This window comes from Labilibaculum sp. (assembly GCF_041595635.1).
Lineage (GTDB): Bacteria > Bacteroidota > Bacteroidia > Bacteroidales > Marinifilaceae > Labilibaculum.
On sequence record NZ_JBFHJW010000023.1, the window covers coordinates 35,563 to 54,866 of the forward strand.

General features: G+C 35.9%; 17 protein-coding genes and 1 tRNA gene. 11 read left to right on the plus strand and 7 right to left on the minus strand.

Going from position 1 to position 19,304, the window contains the following annotated elements:
- The first annotated feature begins 9 nt into the window (after window positions 1–9).
- The 3 genes from ABYT26_RS08745 to ABYT26_RS08755 all read left to right on the plus strand — a co-directional run bounded on the left by ABYT26_RS08745 (window position 10) and on the right by ABYT26_RS08755 (window position 2,841).
- Window positions 10–777: a DUF3108 domain-containing protein gene (locus ABYT26_RS08745; RefSeq protein ID WP_372752943.1), complete on the plus strand. Its 768-nt coding sequence runs from the start codon at window positions 10–12 to the stop codon at window positions 775–777.
- A 146-nt stretch (window positions 778–923) separates the two neighbouring features.
- Window positions 924–1,493, plus strand: a complete 570-nt coding sequence (efp, locus tag ABYT26_RS08750) for an elongation factor P (protein WP_372752945.1) — start codon at window positions 924–926, stop codon at window positions 1,491–1,493.
- Window positions 1,494–1,653: 160 nt separating this feature from the next.
- A complete protein-coding gene (locus ABYT26_RS08755) occupies window positions 1,654–2,841 on the plus strand; it encodes a PP2C family protein-serine/threonine phosphatase (RefSeq protein WP_372752947.1) in 1,188 nt (395 codons plus the stop codon).
- 51 nt (window positions 2,842–2,892) lie between these two features.
- Here ABYT26_RS08755 and ABYT26_RS08760 read toward each other — a convergent pair whose 3' ends face one another.
- From ABYT26_RS08760 to ABYT26_RS08775, 4 genes are all read right to left on the minus strand, one after another.
- A complete protein-coding gene (locus ABYT26_RS08760) occupies window positions 2,893–3,363 on the minus strand; it encodes a DUF4625 domain-containing protein (protein WP_372752949.1) in 471 nt (156 codons plus the stop codon).
- Between the two features lie 68 nt (window positions 3,364–3,431).
- Window positions 3,432–4,724 (minus strand): tyrosine--tRNA ligase, encoded by a 1,293-nt coding sequence (tyrS, locus tag ABYT26_RS08765; protein WP_372752950.1) that lies wholly within the window; start codon window positions 4,722–4,724, stop codon window positions 3,432–3,434.
- Window positions 4,725–4,822: 98 nt separating this feature from the next.
- Complete coding sequence (locus tag ABYT26_RS08770; protein WP_372752952.1) at window positions 4,823–5,674, minus strand: DUF3667 domain-containing protein; 852 nt, start codon at window positions 5,672–5,674, stop codon at window positions 4,823–4,825.
- A gap of 149 nt (window positions 5,675–5,823) precedes the next feature.
- Complete coding sequence (locus ABYT26_RS08775) at window positions 5,824–6,363, minus strand: CvpA family protein (protein WP_372752954.1); 540 nt, start codon at window positions 6,361–6,363, stop codon at window positions 5,824–5,826.
- A 137-nt stretch (window positions 6,364–6,500) separates the two neighbouring features.
- Between ABYT26_RS08775 and ABYT26_RS08780 the strand changes: the two genes are divergently transcribed.
- From ABYT26_RS08780 to ABYT26_RS08795, 4 genes are all read left to right on the plus strand, one after another.
- Window positions 6,501–8,012: a GH3 auxin-responsive promoter family protein gene (locus ABYT26_RS08780; protein ID WP_372752956.1), complete on the plus strand. Its 1,512-nt coding sequence runs from the start codon at window positions 6,501–6,503 to the stop codon at window positions 8,010–8,012.
- A 5-nt stretch (window positions 8,013–8,017) separates the two neighbouring features.
- Window positions 8,018–8,788, plus strand: coding sequence for a hypothetical protein (locus ABYT26_RS08785; RefSeq protein ID WP_372752958.1), 771 nt, complete (start codon window positions 8,018–8,020; stop codon window positions 8,786–8,788).
- A 99-nt stretch (window positions 8,789–8,887) separates the two neighbouring features.
- Complete coding sequence (locus tag ABYT26_RS08790; protein ID WP_372752960.1) at window positions 8,888–9,505, plus strand: deoxynucleoside kinase; 618 nt, start codon at window positions 8,888–8,890, stop codon at window positions 9,503–9,505.
- Window positions 9,506–9,575: 70 nt separating this feature from the next.
- Window positions 9,576–10,190, plus strand: coding sequence for a deoxynucleoside kinase (locus ABYT26_RS08795; RefSeq protein WP_372752962.1), 615 nt, complete (start codon window positions 9,576–9,578; stop codon window positions 10,188–10,190).
- Window positions 10,191–10,257: 67 nt separating this feature from the next.
- Here the strand turns inward: ABYT26_RS08795 and ABYT26_RS08800 are convergent, their stop codons facing one another.
- Together ABYT26_RS08800 and kbl are read right to left on the minus strand one after the other, a co-directional pair.
- Window positions 10,258–10,911, minus strand: coding sequence for an outer membrane beta-barrel protein (locus tag ABYT26_RS08800; protein WP_372752964.1), 654 nt, complete (start codon window positions 10,909–10,911; stop codon window positions 10,258–10,260).
- Window positions 10,912–11,001: 90 nt separating this feature from the next.
- A complete protein-coding gene (gene kbl, locus ABYT26_RS08805; RefSeq protein WP_372752966.1) occupies window positions 11,002–12,192 on the minus strand; it encodes a glycine C-acetyltransferase in 1,191 nt (396 codons plus the stop codon).
- A gap of 373 nt (window positions 12,193–12,565) precedes the next feature.
- Here kbl and ABYT26_RS08810 point away from each other — a divergent pair.
- The 4 genes from ABYT26_RS08810 (at window position 12,566) to ABYT26_RS08825 (ending at window position 17,279) form a co-directional block, all read left to right on the plus strand.
- Window positions 12,566–12,639: transfer RNA gene (locus ABYT26_RS08810), tRNA-Asn, on the plus strand.
- A gap of 144 nt (window positions 12,640–12,783) precedes the next feature.
- A complete protein-coding gene (locus tag ABYT26_RS08815; RefSeq protein WP_372752968.1) occupies window positions 12,784–13,500 on the plus strand; it encodes a phosphatase PAP2 family protein in 717 nt (238 codons plus the stop codon).
- Window positions 13,501–13,523: 23 nt separating this feature from the next.
- Window positions 13,524–14,957, plus strand: coding sequence for an MFS transporter (locus ABYT26_RS08820; RefSeq protein WP_372752970.1), 1,434 nt, complete (start codon window positions 13,524–13,526; stop codon window positions 14,955–14,957).
- A 252-nt stretch (window positions 14,958–15,209) separates the two neighbouring features.
- Window positions 15,210–17,279: an Ig-like domain-containing protein gene (locus ABYT26_RS08825; protein ID WP_372752972.1), complete on the plus strand. Its 2,070-nt coding sequence runs from the start codon at window positions 15,210–15,212 to the stop codon at window positions 17,277–17,279.
- Window positions 17,280–17,716: 437 nt separating this feature from the next.
- On the opposite strand, the gene ABYT26_RS08830 is transcribed toward ABYT26_RS08825, so the two are convergent.
- The gene (locus ABYT26_RS08830) at window positions 17,717–19,267 is read right to left on the minus strand and encodes a hypothetical protein (protein ID WP_372752974.1); all 1,551 of its coding nucleotides are present in this window, start codon (window positions 19,265–19,267) and stop codon (window positions 17,717–17,719) included.
- Window positions 19,268–19,304: the final 37 nt, after the last annotated feature.

The following is a 19,304-nucleotide window of genomic DNA, read 5'->3' on the forward strand; positions in this document are numbered from 1 at the left end:
ATTAGGCATATGTATAAAATTTTTCTTACTATTCTACTGTTTCTATTCAGTCCTGCAATTTCGAGGGCCGAATATCCCCTTAGGGATACTGAAAAAGGAGAACATTTAAGATATATTATACATTATGGAATTATTAAAGGTGGCAAAGCAAGCCTAAAAATCAAAATGGAAAATATCGATGGCAAGGATTTATACCATGCCACTCTCACCGGTAAAACAGTTGGCCTATTCAACAGCCTCTACAAAGTAAAAGACACCTATGAGAGTTTTATCGATCCGAAAAGTTTGCTTCCCGAAAAAGCCATTCGCGACATTCGGGAAGGAAATTATGAAAGATATAACGAAGTTGTTTTTGATCGGCAAAAGAATGAAGTAAATTCAACACGATCGGGAATTCATAAAGTTCCCGTTGGCACGCAAGATATTTTATCGGCTTTCTACTTTGCGAGAGTCAACTATTTTAATCCAGATCTGAAAGTTGGAGAAGTAGTAAAAATTCAAACCTTTTTCTCCGACAAACTATTTCTTCTTCAGTTTCGGTTCATGGGATACGAAAATATCGACAGTAAAATTGGCGAAGTGAGATGCTACAAATTTATTCCAATTGTAGAAACTGGCCGGGCTTTTAAAGACAAGGATGACATGACAATATGGATTTCGGCCGATGCCAATCGAATTCCTGTGCGCGTACAGTTCGATTTATTTATTGGTTCCTTGCGCTGTGATCTACTTAATTTCTCAGATTTTTCCTACGATTCACTAATCGATGAAGACTAAATAACGATCATTTCCTGAGGATCAATTTCAAACAAAAACTCATAATATTTCAGAATATTAATTGTTTAGCCTATTTTTGCAAAACTCTAAGGGAAATCAAAAATTCTTTGAGTTAGAAATGATTCTTTAAAAATTAATATTTTATCATGGCGTCTACTACAGATTTTAAAAATGGATTGTGTATCCACTATAAGGGAGATTTATATACCATTACTCAATTTCAACACGTAAAACCAGGTAAAGGTCCTGCCTTTGTTCGAACAAAACTTAAAAATGTGAAAACAGGCAAAGTAATTGATAATACTTTTAACTCTGGAGTAAAAATTGATATTGCTCGTATTGAAAGACGACCTCATCAATTCTTATATAAAGATGATATGGGTTACAATTTGATGCATACTGAGACCTACGAACAAATTGCTTTACCTGAGGAATTATTTAATGCTCCCGATCTTTTAAAAGAAGGAGATAATGTAGAAGCAGTTTTTCATGCCGATACTGAAACCCCATTGTATGTTGAACTTCCTGCTCACGTAATTATGGAAGTAACTTATACCGAACCAGGCATACGAGGCGATAGTTCATCTACTTCCTCTTTAAAACCTGCTACTGTTGAAACTGGAGCAACCATTATGGTTCCTTTGTTTATTAACACAGGCGATAAAATTAAAATTGACACACGTGATCACTCCTACTCGGAACGTGTAAAAGCATAATTTTACGAAACTCACCATCAAAAAAGGATTCTTTATGGAATCCTTTTTTTTTTTCATTCATCCCATTTGCTTATGATTTGATATTTCCTAATTTAGCATACAACATAAAAGCCCCATCGTGATAAAGCAACAATCTGTAAATAGCAAATTTAAACTCGATATGATCCTGAAAATCACTCAGGCTATAAATGAGAATTTATCGGTAAATGAACTATTGCAACAATACAAACAAATTTTATTTAATGAGCTTAAAATTGGAAAAATTGCTGTTTATAAATTAAACTCTCACTGGGAAAAATTGCTGGTTTCAGGAATCTCACAAGAATGCATCGATCAGATTAAGATAGATGATCATCTGAGTTCTTTTACAGAAATCACCTATGTATCGCAGGAATTGCCGAAAGTATTTTGGGCTTTCGATTTTATCATACCAATATTCCATAAAGATTTAATACTTGCTTACATTTTAATTGGAGATATAGATGAAGAAATGGAGGGAATGAGTCCAGCCATAAAGCACCTAAGCTTTATACAAACCATTTCTAACATTATTATTGTGGCCATGGAAAACAAGCAACTGTACAAACAATTGTTAATACAGGAAGCTTTTAAAAAAGAAATGGAATTAGCCTCAAGAATTCAAAACCTTCTCATTCCAAATCAAAATTCACTTCCACAAAACCAATGTGTATCAACTTGTGCTTACTACCAACCGCATTTTGAAATTGGTGGAGATTATTATGACTTCATCAACTTTAATGATCACGAATTAGGCTTTTGTATTGGCGATGTTTCAGGAAAAGGAATTCCGGCCGCCCTAATCATGTCTAATTTCCAGGCCACCTTACGAGCTCTTTTCCGTCCCGAAAAACCTCTTGATGAACTCATGATTCAACTCAATCAGAAAGTTTGCGAACACTCTATTAGTGAGAAGTTCATTACTTTCTTCATTGGAATATACAATTACAAGACCCGAAAACTAAAATATGTAAATGCAAGTCATCACCCACCTATGCTCTATGATTTTGAGAGCGGAAAAACTTCCTATTTGAAGAAAGGGTGTATTGGTTTGGGAATGCTCGATGAAATTCCAAGAATAAACGTTGGGGAAACACTCGTTACAAAGCATTCTAAGTTACTCTGCTATACCGATGGATTAATCGAACTCGAAAGAGATGATCGCATGGAAGTTGGAATGCAATCTTTAACGAACATATTTACAAGCTCAAAAAACATAAACGATACGTTTACCGATTTAATTAAGCATATCGATATGGGAAAAGAGAACAAAGTCGTAATAGATGATATTTCCTTATTTGGCATTGAATTTAATAAGCCTAGCACATAAAAAAAAGGATCGGCCACAACCGATCCTTTTCCTTTTAATATAGTAAGATTCTTATTCGATTTCGAAGGTTACATCCTCGCTTTTATCGTTATCAGAACTATCGGTAATGGTAACAGTCATTTTATACATTCCTGGTTCTGCATCGTAATCAATAGCCATATCGAAACTAACAGTTGAAGAAGTTCCTGAAATACTAGGCAAATTGTTTCCATCAGCATCTTTACCAGTTACGCTGGTAAAAGAAAATTTTTCAACAGTTTTAGTAGATACACTTGCAACACTAGTGGTACTGGTACTACTACTATAATCAACAGTTAAAACATAGGAGCTCAAACCAACATTATCAGTTGCTGTAAACTGAACCAATAATTCGTCGCCTGCATCTACTGAAGTGGAGCTTATTGGACTTGAAATAGAAATCGTAGGATTTGTTTCATCATCGTCATCTCCACCACTACTGCTTTTACAGGAAAATAAACTAAGTGCTAACAAGACAATAAGGGTATACTTCAAAAATTTCATAGCTTTTGGTTTTGGTTTATCCTTTAGATTAGGTTTTAATCTATTAAAAATAGTTGATGCACTTTACATTAACAAGCGACAACAAGAAAATAATTCTTTTTTCCTTTTTGTACTAAAAGATATTTATCTGCAATTAGATGTTCTTTAGTAATCACCAATTCAGAATCTTGTACCTTTTCTTTATTGATACTAATGGCATTTCCCTTAAACAATCGACGCAATTCACCTTTTGATGGAAATACATCGGTTTTAACTGCCAATAATTCCAAAACATCAACTCCATTTTCAAACTCCTCTTTGGCTAGCGAAAACTGTGGAACGCCTTCAAAAACGGATAGGAAAGTTTCCTCGTCCAATTTTCTCAATGCATCAGCAGTTGCTTTTCCAAATAAAATTTGAGAGGCTTCAACGGCAGTATTGTAATCTTCCTCCGAATGAATCATGATGGTGATTTCTTTGGCCAATCGTTGCTGCAATTTTCTCAAATGTGGAGCTTCCTGATGTTCTTCAATTAAAGCAAATATCTCATCCTTTGACAAGAGTGTGAATATCTTTAAGTATTTAGCAGCATCTTCATCGGAGGTATTCAACCAAAATTGGTAGAATTTATAAGGAGAAGTACGTTTCGGATCTAACCAAATATTACCAGATTCTGTTTTTCCGAATTTTCCACCATCGGCCTTAGTAATTAACGGACAAGTAATTGCCCAAGCTGTACCCCCTTCTTTTCTGCGGATCAATTCTGTTCCAGTGGTAATATTTCCCCACTGATCCGATCCACCCATTTGCAGTTTACAGTTCTTTGAACGATATAATTCTAAAAAGTCAGTTCCTTGAACCAATTGGTAGGTAAACTCTGTAAAAGACATTCCTACTTTTGATTCATTACTCAATCTTTTCTTTACCGAATCTTTACTCATCATATAGTTCACGGTAAGATGCTTCCCAATGTCACGAATAAAATCCAGAAAAGAAAAATCTTTCATCCAATCGTAATTGTTCACCATTTCGGCTGCATTTTCGGCATCAGAATCGAAATCCATGAATTTTGAGAGTTGTGCTCGCAAACATTCTTGATTGTGGCGAAGTGTTTCTTCATCCAACAAATTTCTTTCCTGCGATTTTCCCGATGGATCTCCAATCATACCCGTTGCACCACCCACCAAAACAATAGGTTTGTGTCCGGCTACCTGAAAATGTTTTAGCATCATTACGCCTACAAGATGGCCAATATGCAGAGAATCTGCCGTTGGATCAATTCCTACGTAAGCCGATGTAAGCTCTTTTGCTAGTTGTTCTTCTATTCCAGGCATCATATCGTGAATCATGCCTCGCCACTGGAGTTCCTCTATAAAATTCATGTGTTTAGTATTTTTTTCCTGATAGGGATCTATTAATCAATTTTGTATTCGACGGACAAAGATAAGAATTTTAATATTTCCTTCTTGCTTATTTTTTTCTATTCAGCAACGACCGAAAATAACGCAAATAAAATCCCCGAAAACAACAAAATATTGTAGACAAATGACAGCATCACAAACTTCACAATGGTTTTCCTTAACGATTGTCTGAAATAAAATTTCAAGCTTAAAAATAGTTGAAGAGGAATCAGAAGGAAGAAATATAAAGCAAGTTGTTGCAAAAAACCTATTTGGGTCATATTCAACAATTCACTTAAAATAACAATCACAAAAACAAAGGAATGAAAATTTAATGAGAGCAATAAATGCTCTATAAAATAGTGTTTCCTACGAATATAGAAAAGAGCCAAAAAGCAAGCGAAAACTGGAAAAATAATGAATAAAGTCTGTGATAATTTCTTAAAAACAAGATCGAGTATTATTGCAGGATTCAGTCGCCACATGTCTAATACTCTTTTCACATCCGAATTCTCTACAATTAAATTCCCCACTTTACCTTCTTTCTCTACTATTGTATCTCTTTCATACTTACTTGTTTTCTCGACATTGAATTTCACATTATCCAAAGAATCTACCAGAACATTCCATTGCTTATCTTTTCCAAAAGCATTCTCGATAAAAGGGAGTAGATTTACTTTTTGTCCTTGTTGGCTGGTAAAATTTAAATTATTATCGAGCTGGGTTTTGGGTTTGTGGTTGTGGGAAAGTAGAAAAAAAGCAAAAAATGTTAGGAATAAATACAAGCGAAAAGGAGGCGTATATTGTACTCTTCTGCCAGCCATAAACTCTTTAGTTAAAAATCCTGGACGAGCAATCAGAGGCCATAATGTATGGAATAACTTATTATCTAAAGAAAACAAATCACCCAAAGATTCTAATAAAACACTCAAAAATGGTTTTTTAAAGTCTTTTGCCGATTGTCCGCAATGAGAACAATATTCCCCACTTAAAGGATTAGCGCAATTTGCACAAAAGCCATCAAAAATTACATCTTTAGGTTTGTGAAATTTCTTTAGAAGCTTCTTACATCTTTCTTTCATTATACCTGAGGGAGTTCTTCTTTTACTTTTTCTCTGATTTTGGCTTTTGTATCGCTAAAGTCGGAATTAAATAGATCAAACATCGTTTCAGAAACAATGGTCATTGGTTTGTAAAGAATACTAGCCTCTTTTTTCTCATCCGGAATGAATTCAAATTTACGATCCAGATAATCTACAAAATAAACAACAATACCAATAATTAGAACCCCTTTGAGCAAACCAAATACCATGCCTAATATTCTATTAAACATGCCTAATGCGATTGCCTCGATTAATGAATTAAGAAGCTTACCAATAACGTGTACCAAAAGAACAATAACAACGAAGGTAAGTCCGAAAGAAATATATCCCATATATTCCGAATCATAATTGAATCGATCTCTTATGAATTGAGCTGTAAAATCGGAGAAGTGAATCGCACCATAAATTCCAAATACCAAGGCAACTAATGTAGCCACTTCAAATATAAAACCATTCTTAAAACCCTTAACCATTGCCCAAAGCAGTGGAATTCCAATTATTACATCAATGATACTCATTTGCGATCTTTTTCTAATTTCAAACAATGCTCATCAAATATAAGTAAAAACTAACATAACCTAGGCATAATAAATGCACAAGAGGCAATATTGAAACTAAAATTTCTTTATATTTAAGAACAGTAAACTTAATTGCTATGGCTTTAATAAACTCTCTTGTTAGCTGGTTAAATACTAAAAGACTCTCTCAAATCGATTTTTTTAAAAATCATCCGATCGAGATTCAAAAGGAAACTCTTACCCAGCTGATTGAACAAGCTTCGAACACCGAATGGGGCAAAAAATACGACTTTAGGAGTATTCATAGTCTATCAACATTTAAGGAAAGGTTACCCATACAGACCTATGAAGATATTGAGATTTATATCCGTCGTCTGCGCAGGGGTGAACAAAATATTTTTTGGCCTTCCGAAATAAAATGGTTTGCCAAATCATCGGGCACAACCAATTCAAAAAGCAAATTTATTCCGGTTAGCAAAGAAGCCCTCGAAGATTGTCACTTTAGAGGTGGAAAAGATATTTTAGCCATTTACACAGACCTGTTTCCAGAAACCGGTATTTTAAAAGGCAAAGGTTTAACCTTGGGTGGAAGTCATCAAATCAACAACATCAACAACGATTCCTACTATGGTGATTTGTCCGCCATACTCATTCAAAATCTTCCTTTTTGGGCCGATTTTATTCGAACTCCCGATACTTCAATTGTACTCATGGAGGAATGGGAGGAAAAAATGGAGAAAATGACAGAAGCAACCCTTGGCGAAAATGTAACGAGCCTTTCTGGTGTTCCTTCATGGTTTTTGGTTCTATTAAAGCACATTTTAAAAGTATCTGGCAAAAGTAACATTCTCGAGATATGGCCCAATCTTGAATTATTTGTTCATGGTGGCGTTAATTTTTCTCCATACCGCGAACAGTTTAAGCAGCTTCTTCCATCTAAAGAGGTGAACTATTTAGAAACTTACAACGCCTCGGAAGGTTTTTTTGGCATTCAGAACAATCCTTTGGATGATTCCATGTTATTAATGTTAGATTATGGTATCTACTACGAATTCATTCCCATAGATTGTTTGGGTACTGATGAACCTAAGGCAATTAGTTTAGAAGATGTTAAACTTTACACCAATTATGCAATCCTTATTACTACCAATGGTGGTTTGTGGCGCTATCAGATTGGAGATACCGTTCAATTTACCTCAAAAGAACCTTTTAAGTTTAAAATTTCGGGCCGCACAAAACTCTTCATCAATGCCTTTGGCGAAGAATTGATTATAGACAATGCTGAAAAAGCAATTCAAACGGCTTGTGTAAAAACAAATTCGGTGATTAAAGAATATACCGCGGCTCCAATTTTTATGGATTCGAATCGGAAAGGAAGTCACCAGTGGCTGATTGAATTTGAAAAATCACCACAGAATATAGATGAATTTACTTTTATTTTAGATAATGCCCTAATGAGTTTGAACTCGGACTATGAAGCAAAAAGGTACAAAAATATTACCTTGGAAAAGCCGCTCATCAGCATTGCCAAAGCAGGTTTATTTTACCAATGGTTAAAAGAAAAAGGAAAGCTCGGAGGTCAAAATAAAGTTCCCCGACTTTCCAACAATAGAACTATTATAGAAGAACTACTAAAAATAAACAACTAGTTAGCATGTTTCAAATCCTTTTGTGCCTTTTCCTGCTATTTCCAAACGGAGAGAATATTCAGATCAACCAACCGCATGATTTTATTGCTGTAGATCATCTGGGCAATGTATTTGCAGTAAATAATTCGGAGCTAATCAAATTCAATCCACAAGGAGAGAAACAAAGTTCTTTTTCCAATTCAATGCTTGGTAGAATTTCTGATATCGACCTGAATAATCCGCTGCAAATTCTAATTTTTTATTCTGATTTTAATCAAATTCTATTTCTGGATCGAAATCTGGCCGAAATTGGTAATGCGATCGATCTTTATACCTACTCCGATAATGAAACCGAATTGGTTTGCTCTTCGCCTAATGGCGGATTTTGGATCTACAACTCCAGCGACAAACAAAGCGTTCATATTTCGGATACAGGCAAAAAAGAAAATCAGAGTCTATTTCTAAATTCTTTTTTTGAGGATGTGTTACCCACAAAAATGAAAGAGTACAACAGTAATTTATACCTTCTTTATCCGGAACAGGGTATTTTACATTTGGATCAGAATGGACAATTCAAGAAAAAAAATTTCATTCCAGGCATACGCAATTTTGAAATCACTAAAAACACCCTTTTTTACACAACTGAAAAGGGTATTTTCTCGTGGAAATCATTAGAACTGGATGACAAATTACTTTTCCAGAGCAAAGAGTATGAAGGTGAGAAATTGATCCTAAAAAACAATAATTTGTACATTTTTAATAAAAAAACAATCACGATTAAAGCACTAAAGCTCTGATTAAAAATAAACTGCGTTTTTAGCGCATTATTTCCCAATTGAATTCCTGAAAAATATTCTTAATTTTAGTTGCCTTTTTTACACAAAGTAAACATAAATATGCACATTGCAGTCGCAGGAAATATTGGAGCTGGTAAAACTACGCTCGCAGGATTGTTAGCAAAACATTACGGATGGGAAGCTCATTTCGAGGATGTCGACGAAAATCCTTATCTAAATGACTTTTACGAAGACATGAAACGATGGTCGTTCGCGCTACAAATTCATTTTCTAAATAGTCGATTCAATCAGGTTTTGGCCTTACGAAAAACAGGGAAAGAAATCATTCAGGACAGAACCATTTATGAGGATGCTTATATTTTTGCACCCAATTTGGAATCAATGAGTTTAATGCCTCGACGAGATTACGACAACTATTTGTCGCTATTCAATATCATGAGTTCCCTAATTCAACCACCCGATTTACTCATTTATTTGCGCGCCAGCATTCCAACCCTAGTTAGCCACATTCAGGAACGCGGTCGAGATTATGAGGAAACCATTCGTCTGGATTACCTGAAACGCTTAAATGAACGTTATGAAGCTTGGATTTCTGGCTATTCAAATGGCAAATTACTGATTATTGATGTTGACAACATTAATTTTCTAAAAAATCCTAAAGACCTAAGCGAAGTCATCAATAAAATAGATGCTCAACTAAACGGTCTCTTTCAATAATCTGTTCGCATCTGTTTGAATAAATGTTAAAGTCTCGAACAGATCATTCAAAATCTATAATTTTATACTTATGCACATCGCGATAGCAGGAAATATTGGCTCTGGTAAAACCACCCTTACCGAACTACTTGCAAAACAATATGGTTGGGAAGCTCATTTTGAAGATGTGGATGAAAATCCCTATTTGAATGATTTTTACGATGACATGAAACGGTGGTCGTTCAATCTTCAAATTTACTTTCTGAAAAGTAGGTTCAACCAAATCATGGAAATTCGAAAAGCAGGAAAAAATGTGATTCAAGATCGCACCATTTACGAAGACGCCATGATTTTTGCCCCCAACTTATATGATATGGGCTTGATGACTGAGCGTGATTTTAAAAACTACAACAACCTGTTCGAGTTGATGGGATCAATGATTCAGGCTCCTGATCTTCTTATTTACTTGCGTTCATCGGTTCCAACTTTGGTGAATCAAATTCAAAAAAGAGGCCGAAATTACGAGGAAACCATCCGCTTGGATTATCTGAAAAACTTAAATACCCGCTACGAAAACTGGATTCAGAATTATAATCGTGGAAAATTACTTATTGTAGATGCTGACAATATCGATTTTCTGGAAAATCATGAAGACTTAAACAATATTGTTGATAAGGTAGAAGCACAGATTCATGGTTTATTCTAGGTTCTAATAATAGACTCACTGAAGCTAAATCCTAAAATGAAAAGGTTCCAAAACCGGTTTTCAGTTGCTAAAAGCGATAATATAAACCAACCGATATTTCAGGAAGAGCTATTTTATCGAATCCCAAATAATACTCGTAATCATCTCCATCTTCATCTTGAGTAGTTATGTATCCCGAAAAATCAAGAATGTATGTATAACGAAGGTTCATATCAAAGGTCCAATTGTCCGACAAATGATAAAGGAAACCAAGAATTGGAGTCAGGCCCATTTTATTTTCCTTGAGAGTGTTTTTGGTTTCATCGGAAGAATTGACCGACATAAACTCTATCACATTCCGATATTGAAAATAGCCCAAAGCCCCGGAAATATAGGGCCTAAAATCGCGATCCCAGGTATCAAAAAAGTAGGATGCTTTTACTTGAGCTGAAAACAGGTAATATTTCACATCATAAGCTGAAGCATAACCTACATCCCAGATATCGCTTTGTCCGAATAAACTACATCCTAATTCGGCTCCTACAGCCACTTTTCTACTTAACATCCGTAAACCATTCAAACGAAAAACGGGTCCAGACTTAGCATAGTCGCCAAAATCCCCCGTGGGATGTTGATAACCAACCGAAGCTCCTAACATCCAGGTTTTATCTTCGTAAAATTGAGCTTTTGCCAAGTAAGAAAGGCACACAAGGCCAATGAAAAATAGAATAATTCGTTTCATTCCGCTACTATTTTATTAGCAAATTTATCAACAAAAATACTTGAAAAGGGAACTTTATCAATTCTCTCTTCAAGTATAAATTGAGTATCTCTATTTGATTACTTTTAGTTCTTTTCCAACTTTAATAAAAGCGGCAAGGGCTTTATCCAAATGTTCTTTGGTATGAGCTGCCGAAAGCTGAATCCGGATTCTTGCCTGTCCTTTCGCCACCACTGGATAATAAAATCCAATTACATAAATGCCTTCCTCCAATAATTTGGCTGCAAATTGTTGCGACAAAACTGCGTCGTATAACATCAAGGCATTGATAGCCGAATCGGAAGGCTTTACATCAAAACCTGCCGCAACGAGTCTTTCTCTAAAATAGCAAGCATTGGCAATTACTTTGTCTCTTAATTCCGTAGACTCGCTTAGCATATCAAAAACGGCGATAGAAGCACCTACAATCACCGGAGAAAGCGAATTTGAGAATAAATAAGGACGAGAACGCTGACGCAACATTTCAATGATCTCAGCCTTTCCTGTTGTGAATCCACCCAGTGCTCCACCCAGTGCTTTCCCCAAAGTACTTGTGATAATGTCTACACGATCCATGCAATGATGATATTCATGCGTTCCTCGACCTGTATCGCCAATAAAACCAGAGGCATGACTATCATCCACCATCACCAATGCGTTGTATTTGTCAGCTAAATCGCAAATCTCGTTTAATTTGGCAATATCACCATCCATTGAAAAAACACCATCGGTAACAATAATTCGAAAACGCTGTGCCTGTGATATTTTTAACTGATCCTCCAAATCAGCCATGTCTGCATGTTTGTAGCGGAATCTGGCTGCCTTACACAAACGAACGCCATCAATAATCGAAGCATGATTCAGTTCATCGGATATGATGGCATCGTCCTTGCCAAACAAGGGCTCAAAAACACCACCATTTGCATCAAAAGCAGCAGCATACAGAATTGTATCTTCCATACCAAAGAAAGTAGCAATTTTTTGCTCCAACTCTTTGTGAATATCTGTTGTTCCACAAATAAAACGTACCGACGACATTCCATAGCCATGAGATTTTAAAGCCTTAGCAGCTCCCTCCATCACACGCACATCAGACGATAATCCCAAATAATTATTCGCACAAAAATTCAATACAGATTCTCCTGTATTCACTTTAATTTCTGCACCTTGTGGCGATGTAATAATTCTTTCATTTTTATACAAACCGGCATCTTTAATGGATTGAATTTCCTCTGCCAAATATTCTTTGAATTTTCCGTACATGAGTGTTTGTTAGTTTAAGTGTGTTTATTGCTTGAAATTTTGTGTGTTTCTCAGTCAAAATTACAATAAAATTTCGCTTCATTGATTTTCAAAATCTGTTTTTTTATTCCTTTTACAACAGTGAAATACTCTTATCGGATAAAAAATCATTTTTTCCATCGTATTTCTCTCCAAAAACTCAAAGCTTGAAAAACAAAGAGATAGCCGTTCTCACTGCTCCTTTAAGCTTGTTCTTGCCTTCGTAAAATCATTTTTTTTGAAAAAATATTGAAACACCTGTTGTATTATTGAACAAATCCTATTAGTTTTGCATCGCAATTTTCCTCTAGAAAGTGCGTCAAACGTACCCTTTAGAAGAATTTTGGAATAACATTCCTTCTTAGCTCAGTTGGTTAGAGCATCTGACTGTTAATCAGAGGGTCCTAGGTTCAAGTCCTAGAGAGGGAGCAAAAAGCCATCCATAACGGGTGGCTTTTTTTGCGTTCTGATTTTTTATTTTCTACGATAATAACATTCTCCTTCATAATTTTCGTTTAATTTTGTTTCAACAGAAATTTACACGACTTGAAACAATCTAGCTTCTTTACCTTGATGTGCCTAACTTTATTCCTGATAAGTCCTCTGCGTGGATATTCTCAAGAAAACATTGACAGCACCCTACTTACTAAAAATAAAAAACTTAACCCTGGTTTGGGAAAAAAAGTCTTCAGCTCCAAAAATTTATTGATTTTTGGAGGCTTACTCGGAAGCTCCTTTCTTCTCGACGAATGGTCGAACAAACGCTTACAAGAAAATCAAAATTCATTCCTCGATTCCTATACTGATCTATTTACTGCATTTGGCGAAAAAAAATACATCGCTCCTGCCACTATAGCCACTTGGGCACTTGGAACAGCCATTAAAGATGAGCGTTTATCGAGTACTGCCCTTAAATCAGCGAAAGCGCTAGTAACAGGTGCTTTACTAACCGAAAGCATTAAAATGGTAGCTGTACGATCGCGACCTGACATGAACCGCGGAAATATGCACTTCGACGCCTTTGGTGGCAATAACAACGATACCAAATCATTTCCTTCGGGACATGCATTCCTTAGCTGGGCGGTATTCACCCCATTTGCCGAAGAGTACAGCAAATGGATCTACCTTGTGCCTGCCTCGGTAAGCTTCAGCAGAATGTATCGAAATAGACATTGGTTATCAGATGTTGTTTTAGGAGGAGGAATTGGCTACTTTGCAGGTCTATACTTTCACAAACGAGAAAATCAACGAATCCTATTCAATGGGAATGGAATTGTCATTAAATTTTAAGCAGACAACCAAAAATTCAAAATATGAATATCTCAGCAGTCTTTAAAAAATTCCCCAAGACCTTTTGGGTTGCCAATACAATCGAACTATTCGAACGTTGGGCATGGTATGGTTTTTTTATGCTATTTGCGAACTACTTAACGGGATCTTCTGATGCTGGAGGACTTGAATTTACACAGGCACAAAAGGGAATATTAATGGGCGTTGGTACAGGAATTCTCTATTTCCTTCCCGTAATTACCGGATCGATTGCCGATAAATATGGCTACAAAAAGGTTCTTTTTATTGCCTTCGTAATTTACACCTCAGCATTTATTCTTCTTCCCTTATTCGATACTTTCACAGGTGTTTTTATCATGTATCTGTATTTGGCCCTTGGAGCTGCCCTCTTTAAACCCGTCATATCTGCAACCATAGCCAAAACCACCACCGACGAAACAGCCTCCATCGGATTTGGTATTTTCTACCTGATGGTGAACGTAGGTGCTTTCTTTGGTCCTATGGTAACTTTACTATTCAAACACTCCTCTTACAATTTGGTTTTTTACATCTCGGCAGGAATCGTTGCTCTTAACTTTATTCTACTCCTTTTCTACAAGGAACCCGACCGTAAACCCAATACCGATAGCCTAAAAACCTCAATTCTAAATGTGTTCAAGAATATCGGATTAGTGGTTGTCGACCTAAAGTTCATGCTCTTTTTACTCATTGTTGCAGGTTTCTGGACCATGTACAACCAACTTTTCTTCACGCTTCCAGTATTTATTGCGCAATGGGTCGACACATCGATTCTTTTCGATTATTTCCAAAGCAATATCCCCTTCTTCAGTGAAAATTATGGTACTCCAAGTGGACAAATGGAAGCCGAATTCATCGTTAATTTCGATGCCCTATTCATCATCATCTTCCAACTTATTGTTTCCACCATTGTAATGAAATGGAAGCCTCTTAAAACCATGATGACAGGATTCTTGGTTTGTGCTATAGGGATGTCGTTGACTCTTTTTACCCAAAATGTACTTTTTACTTTCGCTGCAATCTATATTTTTGCAATTGGAGAAATGGCTGGTTCGCCGAAAATTACCGAATACATTGGTCGAATTGCTCCTGCCGATAAAAAAGCTCTTTATATGGGCTACTCCTTTATTCCTGTATTTTTGGGGAATGTATTTGCCGGTATTATTTCGGGTAGCGTTTACCAGGATATGTCGGACAAAACAGTTTTCGTAAAGCAGGAAGTCGCTAAAAGAGGTCTGGAAATTTCAGCAAACCTATCGCAAAACGAATACTTTAACCAGGCTGCTCAGTCGATGAATATGAAACCTCAGGAGTTAACCAACTACCTTTGGAACAGCTACAATCCATCCAAAATATGGTACGTAATTTTAACCATAGGACTATGCGCCGTAATTGCACTTTTCTTTTACGATAAATTCATCATGAATAAAAAAAAATAAGTTGACCCTTACTATCTAATAAAAATCAGTAATTCTTGAGATGTAAGTAGTTTAAAATAAATTAATCCCGTTTAAACGGGATTTTTTTTTGTAATCAATCAAAATCTAGTAGATTATCAAGGACTTCTGCATTATATTTTATAATTTGCACACCAATTAAATCACTTTTACTGTTTTATTCCGTATACATTAAAAGTACTCAATTAGTAGCATGATACTCAGCCTAATTAACATCACTTTAAGGCAAAATATATGATAAAAACTCTACACGTAAAAATTTTATTTTTCCTCTCAGTTTTCGCAGCTTTTGCTTTCTCGGCAAAGGCTCAAACTACCACTGAAGAATACTACCTGAACGCTACTGGAAAAACTGGCGGAGAGTTAAAAACAGCCCTTCACTATATCATTCACGATCATACTGAACTTCCGTATACCTCAAGTGATTATGACGTTTGGGATGCACTTAAAGAAACGGATGAAGATCCTGACAATACAGACAATGTACTTCTGATATATACCAATAGAAGTGAACCGAAAGCAAATCAGGATACTGGTTCTGGTGATGATGATGCTTGGAATAGGGAACATATTTGGGCAAAATCTCACGGCGATTTTGGTACCGAGGAAGGTGCTGGTACGGATATTCACCACTTACGTGCATGCGACAGAAGTGTAAATAGTGACCGTAGCAATCTATTTTTCGACGAAGGAGGAGTAGCTCATAGCGAAGCTACTGAATGTTATTACGATAATGATTCCTGGGAACCACGCGATGCTGTAAAAGGAGATATCGCAAGAATGATCTTTTACATGGCAGTTTGCTATGAAGGAGAAGATGGTGATCCTGATTTAGAGATGACTAACGACATGACCTACAGTAAAGACAATTATACGGAACCATATTTCGGAAAGCTATCCACACTCATCGCCTGGAATACAGAAGATCCAGTTGATTCTACTGAAATAATTCGCAATGAAAAAGTATATGCCATACAAGGAAACAGAAATCCATTTATTGATCACTCAGAATGGGTAGATAGTATTTGGGTAGAAACAGACAGTAACGCGCCGATGATTGCCAGCTTATCGCCTGAAAATGCATCTGTATCGGTTTCACTAACAGCCGATTTAAGCATTAGCTTTACGGAAGAAATACTTGTAGGTACTGGAAATATCAATATTCTACGATACAGCGATGATTCCGTTTTGGAATCAATAGATGTTACAGGAGATCAAATCAGTATCACCAACAATACAGTAACTATTGATCTAGAAAATAGCCTGGAAGAAGAAACTCAATACTACATTCAGATTGATTCAGGAGCTTTTACCGATAGCGCGTCGAATGTATTCGACGGGATCTCAGACAATACGATCTGGACATTTACAAGTACTGCAACACCTCCAAGTATTGTATCTACAAATCCGGAAAACGGAAGTAAATCTATTTCTATCGACACAAATTTAGCAATATCATTTAGCGAAGTGGTAGCTGCTGGAAGCGGAAATATCTCCATTTATCAGTACGCCGATAATGCCTTATTTGAAAGTATAAATATTGCTAGTACGAATGTTACTTTTTCGAACGATACTGTTTACATCAATCCTGAAAATTCATTTGATAGAGGAACAAAATACTATGTGACCATAGATAGTGCAGCCATTACCGATACCTCTTTGAACGCATTTGAAGGAATAGAAAGTAGTTCCAGCTGGAACTTCACTACGATTTATCCCGCTCCGCTAATTGTAGAACTTTTCCCCACAAACAACAGTACTAATGTTGCTTTTGATACCGATTTAGAAATTACTTTTGATCAAGAAATAGAAGCTGGAAACGGATACATATCCATCTACAACGACGGTATTGAAATAATGAGTATGTTAGCATCAGTAGCAGCCACTTTCAACGGAGAAATGGTTACAATAGAATTATCAGAAGATTTAGAATCAAACACTGATTACTATGTTCTTATTGATGAAGATGCTTTTGTTAATTCAGAGGGAGTTGCATTCGCAGGAATAAGTTCTTCAAGTGAATGGTCGTTTACTAGCGAAACAGCTACAGGAATAGAAGATGTATATAGTAACAATGGAGATGCACCTTCATTCTACCCTAATCCGGCAAGAACAGAAATCTACCTGACTAATATGGATAATGTTGAATCAATGCATATTACCAACTTAACCGGACGCCGTATTCTTGAATTACTATCACCAGACTCAAGTATTTCTGTTAGCGATTTACCCAAAGGAATTTATTTTGTGACTTTCGTTTCAACGAGTGGTAGTTCCATTACCAAGAAACTTTTAAAGCAGTAAAATACATTTATTACTACATATAAAAGACTGAACTCAAATTGGGCTCAGTCTTTTTTTATTCATCAAAATTTCCTCTTTAAGAAAACTAATACCAAGCAGTAATATAAAATACTAAGGCAAGAAAGCAATCCTTTTCTCTACTAGCTTAATCTGTTATAATCTTAGTATAAATAAAGCCTAAGACCAGATAAATAGATTCTGCCAATACTTCTCCCATACACTAATTTATTATTGCTTACAAGTCAATAATATCATTAAAAACACAGTTTAGAACTATACCGAAGGCTAAAATATTCTTTTGCTGATGTCAAAATGATTTCCAATCGATTTAATACGAATGAATTTATTTTAAGCTGATCATACAACGAGCCAATTATAGCACAAAAAAAGGCTGAACCCGATGTGGGTTCAGCCTTCAATTTTATTTAAATATACTTTTATTCTGCTGTTGGACCTACAACATATTCGAATGTAGAAGGATTAGAAGAACCAGTACCTGTTTCAGTACACTGGAAAGTAATGTTATAGTTGGTATTTGAACCATCGTAAGTTTCGAAAGTAATTACGTAGTTAATATCAACACCATCAACCTGAGCCGAAGCTGTAGGGAACTTAAGAGGCAACCAAACACCGATTGCTTCAGTTACTGCTTCTTGCCAAGTATCAAATACTTCATCATTCCAATATCCTGAAGAAATACTGAAGTTTTCGTAGTAAGCACCAGCACCATAGTAGTAATCAGCTGTACCATAACTATCGATATAATCAGAACCAAAATTATCAGAAACATAGTCTACAATAATTTGGTAATCGTCTCCAGTAAATGTATAAAGAACCGAAGGATCGAAAACCCAACCTGTAGTAGAATAGATATATTGGTCTGTTTTAGTAGTAGAAGATTCGTAAGCAGTCCAAACCCCATCAGTTTTTGTATACTGAGTAGCACTTCTTGTAACTACATCATCATCTAAATACTTAAATGTAACACAATAGATTTCTTCATCAGAAGCATAAGGATATGTTTGCTCTAAGAAAGTAGCAATTAGATCTGCATCGTCTTCCTCATCAAAATACTCCTCAAAACCCATTTCTTCATAATCAGCATCAACAAGATCGTACTGAGTTACTCCAGACGGAACTTCAATACCAGATTCGTAAACACTCCAAGTAGAACCATCAAAAGAAAAGTAGCTGGTTAAAGTCGAAGATTCCGATCCATCGTAGTAATCGTAAGTAATATCTACAAGATCGTTAGCTACAGCATCAGGGTACTTTGTAGCTAAGAAATCTGGTAAGAAATCCTCAATAGCCACATCGTAGGCAAAATTATTATACTCTCCAGGCTCATCCTTATCTGTTCCCATGCTATCGTAATCGTCATCAGTCAAGGTATAAGAATCTAAAGCTGCATTTGCCCACACACTTCCATCGTAAGCCCAATATTGAGAAACGTTAGAAGTTGTATAATCTGAATAATATTTATAGTTTACCTCTACAGTGTATCCGCTTTCAGCATCAGTATAAACAGTAGCCAAAAAATCTGGCAAGTAGTCTTCAGGAAGAATATTGTAAGCAAAGTTATTGTAATAACCTGGCTCGCCATAAGAGGTTCCCATAGAATCGTAGTCATCATCTGTAAGCTGGAAGTAATTCAAATCCTCGTAGTCGTAGATATAATCCAATCCACCTAAATAGTAATCGTAAGTGATGTTCACATCCGACCCTGCATCAAGCACAGCAAATTTAGTTTCAATAAAGTCTACCAGGTAATCAGCAGGATCAATAGAACTTGAAAAATTGTCATATTTTCCAGGCTCACCATATTCCTCACCCATGGAATCGTAATCGTCCTCGGTTAAGGTATAAGTAAGACTTTGTACGTAGTCACTTACACCCGCTTCTTCTAATTCATCATACGTATCTTCCATCGTATCACAGCCAGCAAAAATAAATGCCAAAAGCGATAACATATATATAATTTTTTTCATCGTATCTTATTTTTTGGTTTTAAAATGACTGATTAAA

Bases quoted from the DNA above. Each gene is read 5' to 3' on its own strand.
- ABYT26_RS08825 (WP_372752972.1), top strand. From the start codon at position 15,210: ATGATAAAAACTCTACACGTAAAAATTTTATTTTTCCTCTCAGTTTTC.
- ABYT26_RS08760 (WP_372752949.1), bottom strand. From the start codon at position 3,363: ATGAAATTTTTGAAGTATACCCTTATTGTCTTGTTAGCACTTAGTTTA.
- kbl (WP_372752966.1), bottom strand. From the start codon at position 12,192: ATGTACGGAAAATTCAAAGAATATTTGGCAGAGGAAATTCAATCCATT.
- ABYT26_RS08775 (WP_372752954.1), bottom strand. From the start codon at position 6,363: ATGAGTATCATTGATGTAATAATTGGAATTCCACTGCTTTGGGCAATG.
- ABYT26_RS08820 (WP_372752970.1), top strand. From the start codon at position 13,524: ATGAATATCTCAGCAGTCTTTAAAAAATTCCCCAAGACCTTTTGGGTT.
- ABYT26_RS08785 (WP_372752958.1), top strand. From the start codon at position 8,018: ATGTTTCAAATCCTTTTGTGCCTTTTCCTGCTATTTCCAAACGGAGAG.
- ABYT26_RS08800 (WP_372752964.1), bottom strand. From the start codon at position 10,911: ATGAAACGAATTATTCTATTTTTCATTGGCCTTGTGTGCCTTTCTTAC.
- ABYT26_RS08755 (WP_372752947.1), top strand. From the start codon at position 1,654: ATGATCCTGAAAATCACTCAGGCTATAAATGAGAATTTATCGGTAAAT.
- ABYT26_RS08780 (WP_372752956.1), top strand. From the start codon at position 6,501: ATGGCTTTAATAAACTCTCTTGTTAGCTGGTTAAATACTAAAAGACTC.
- ABYT26_RS08795 (WP_372752962.1), top strand. From the start codon at position 9,576: ATGCACATCGCGATAGCAGGAAATATTGGCTCTGGTAAAACCACCCTT.
- ABYT26_RS08815 (WP_372752968.1), top strand. From the start codon at position 12,784: ATGTGCCTAACTTTATTCCTGATAAGTCCTCTGCGTGGATATTCTCAA.
- ABYT26_RS08830 (WP_372752974.1), bottom strand. From the start codon at position 19,267: ATGAAAAAAATTATATATATGTTATCGCTTTTGGCATTTATTTTTGCT.
- tyrS (WP_372752950.1), bottom strand. From the start codon at position 4,724: ATGAATTTTATAGAGGAACTCCAGTGGCGAGGCATGATTCACGATATG.
- efp (WP_372752945.1), top strand. From the start codon at position 924: ATGGCGTCTACTACAGATTTTAAAAATGGATTGTGTATCCACTATAAG.
- ABYT26_RS08790 (WP_372752960.1), top strand. From the start codon at position 8,888: ATGCACATTGCAGTCGCAGGAAATATTGGAGCTGGTAAAACTACGCTC.
- ABYT26_RS08745 (WP_372752943.1), top strand. From the start codon at position 10: ATGTATAAAATTTTTCTTACTATTCTACTGTTTCTATTCAGTCCTGCA.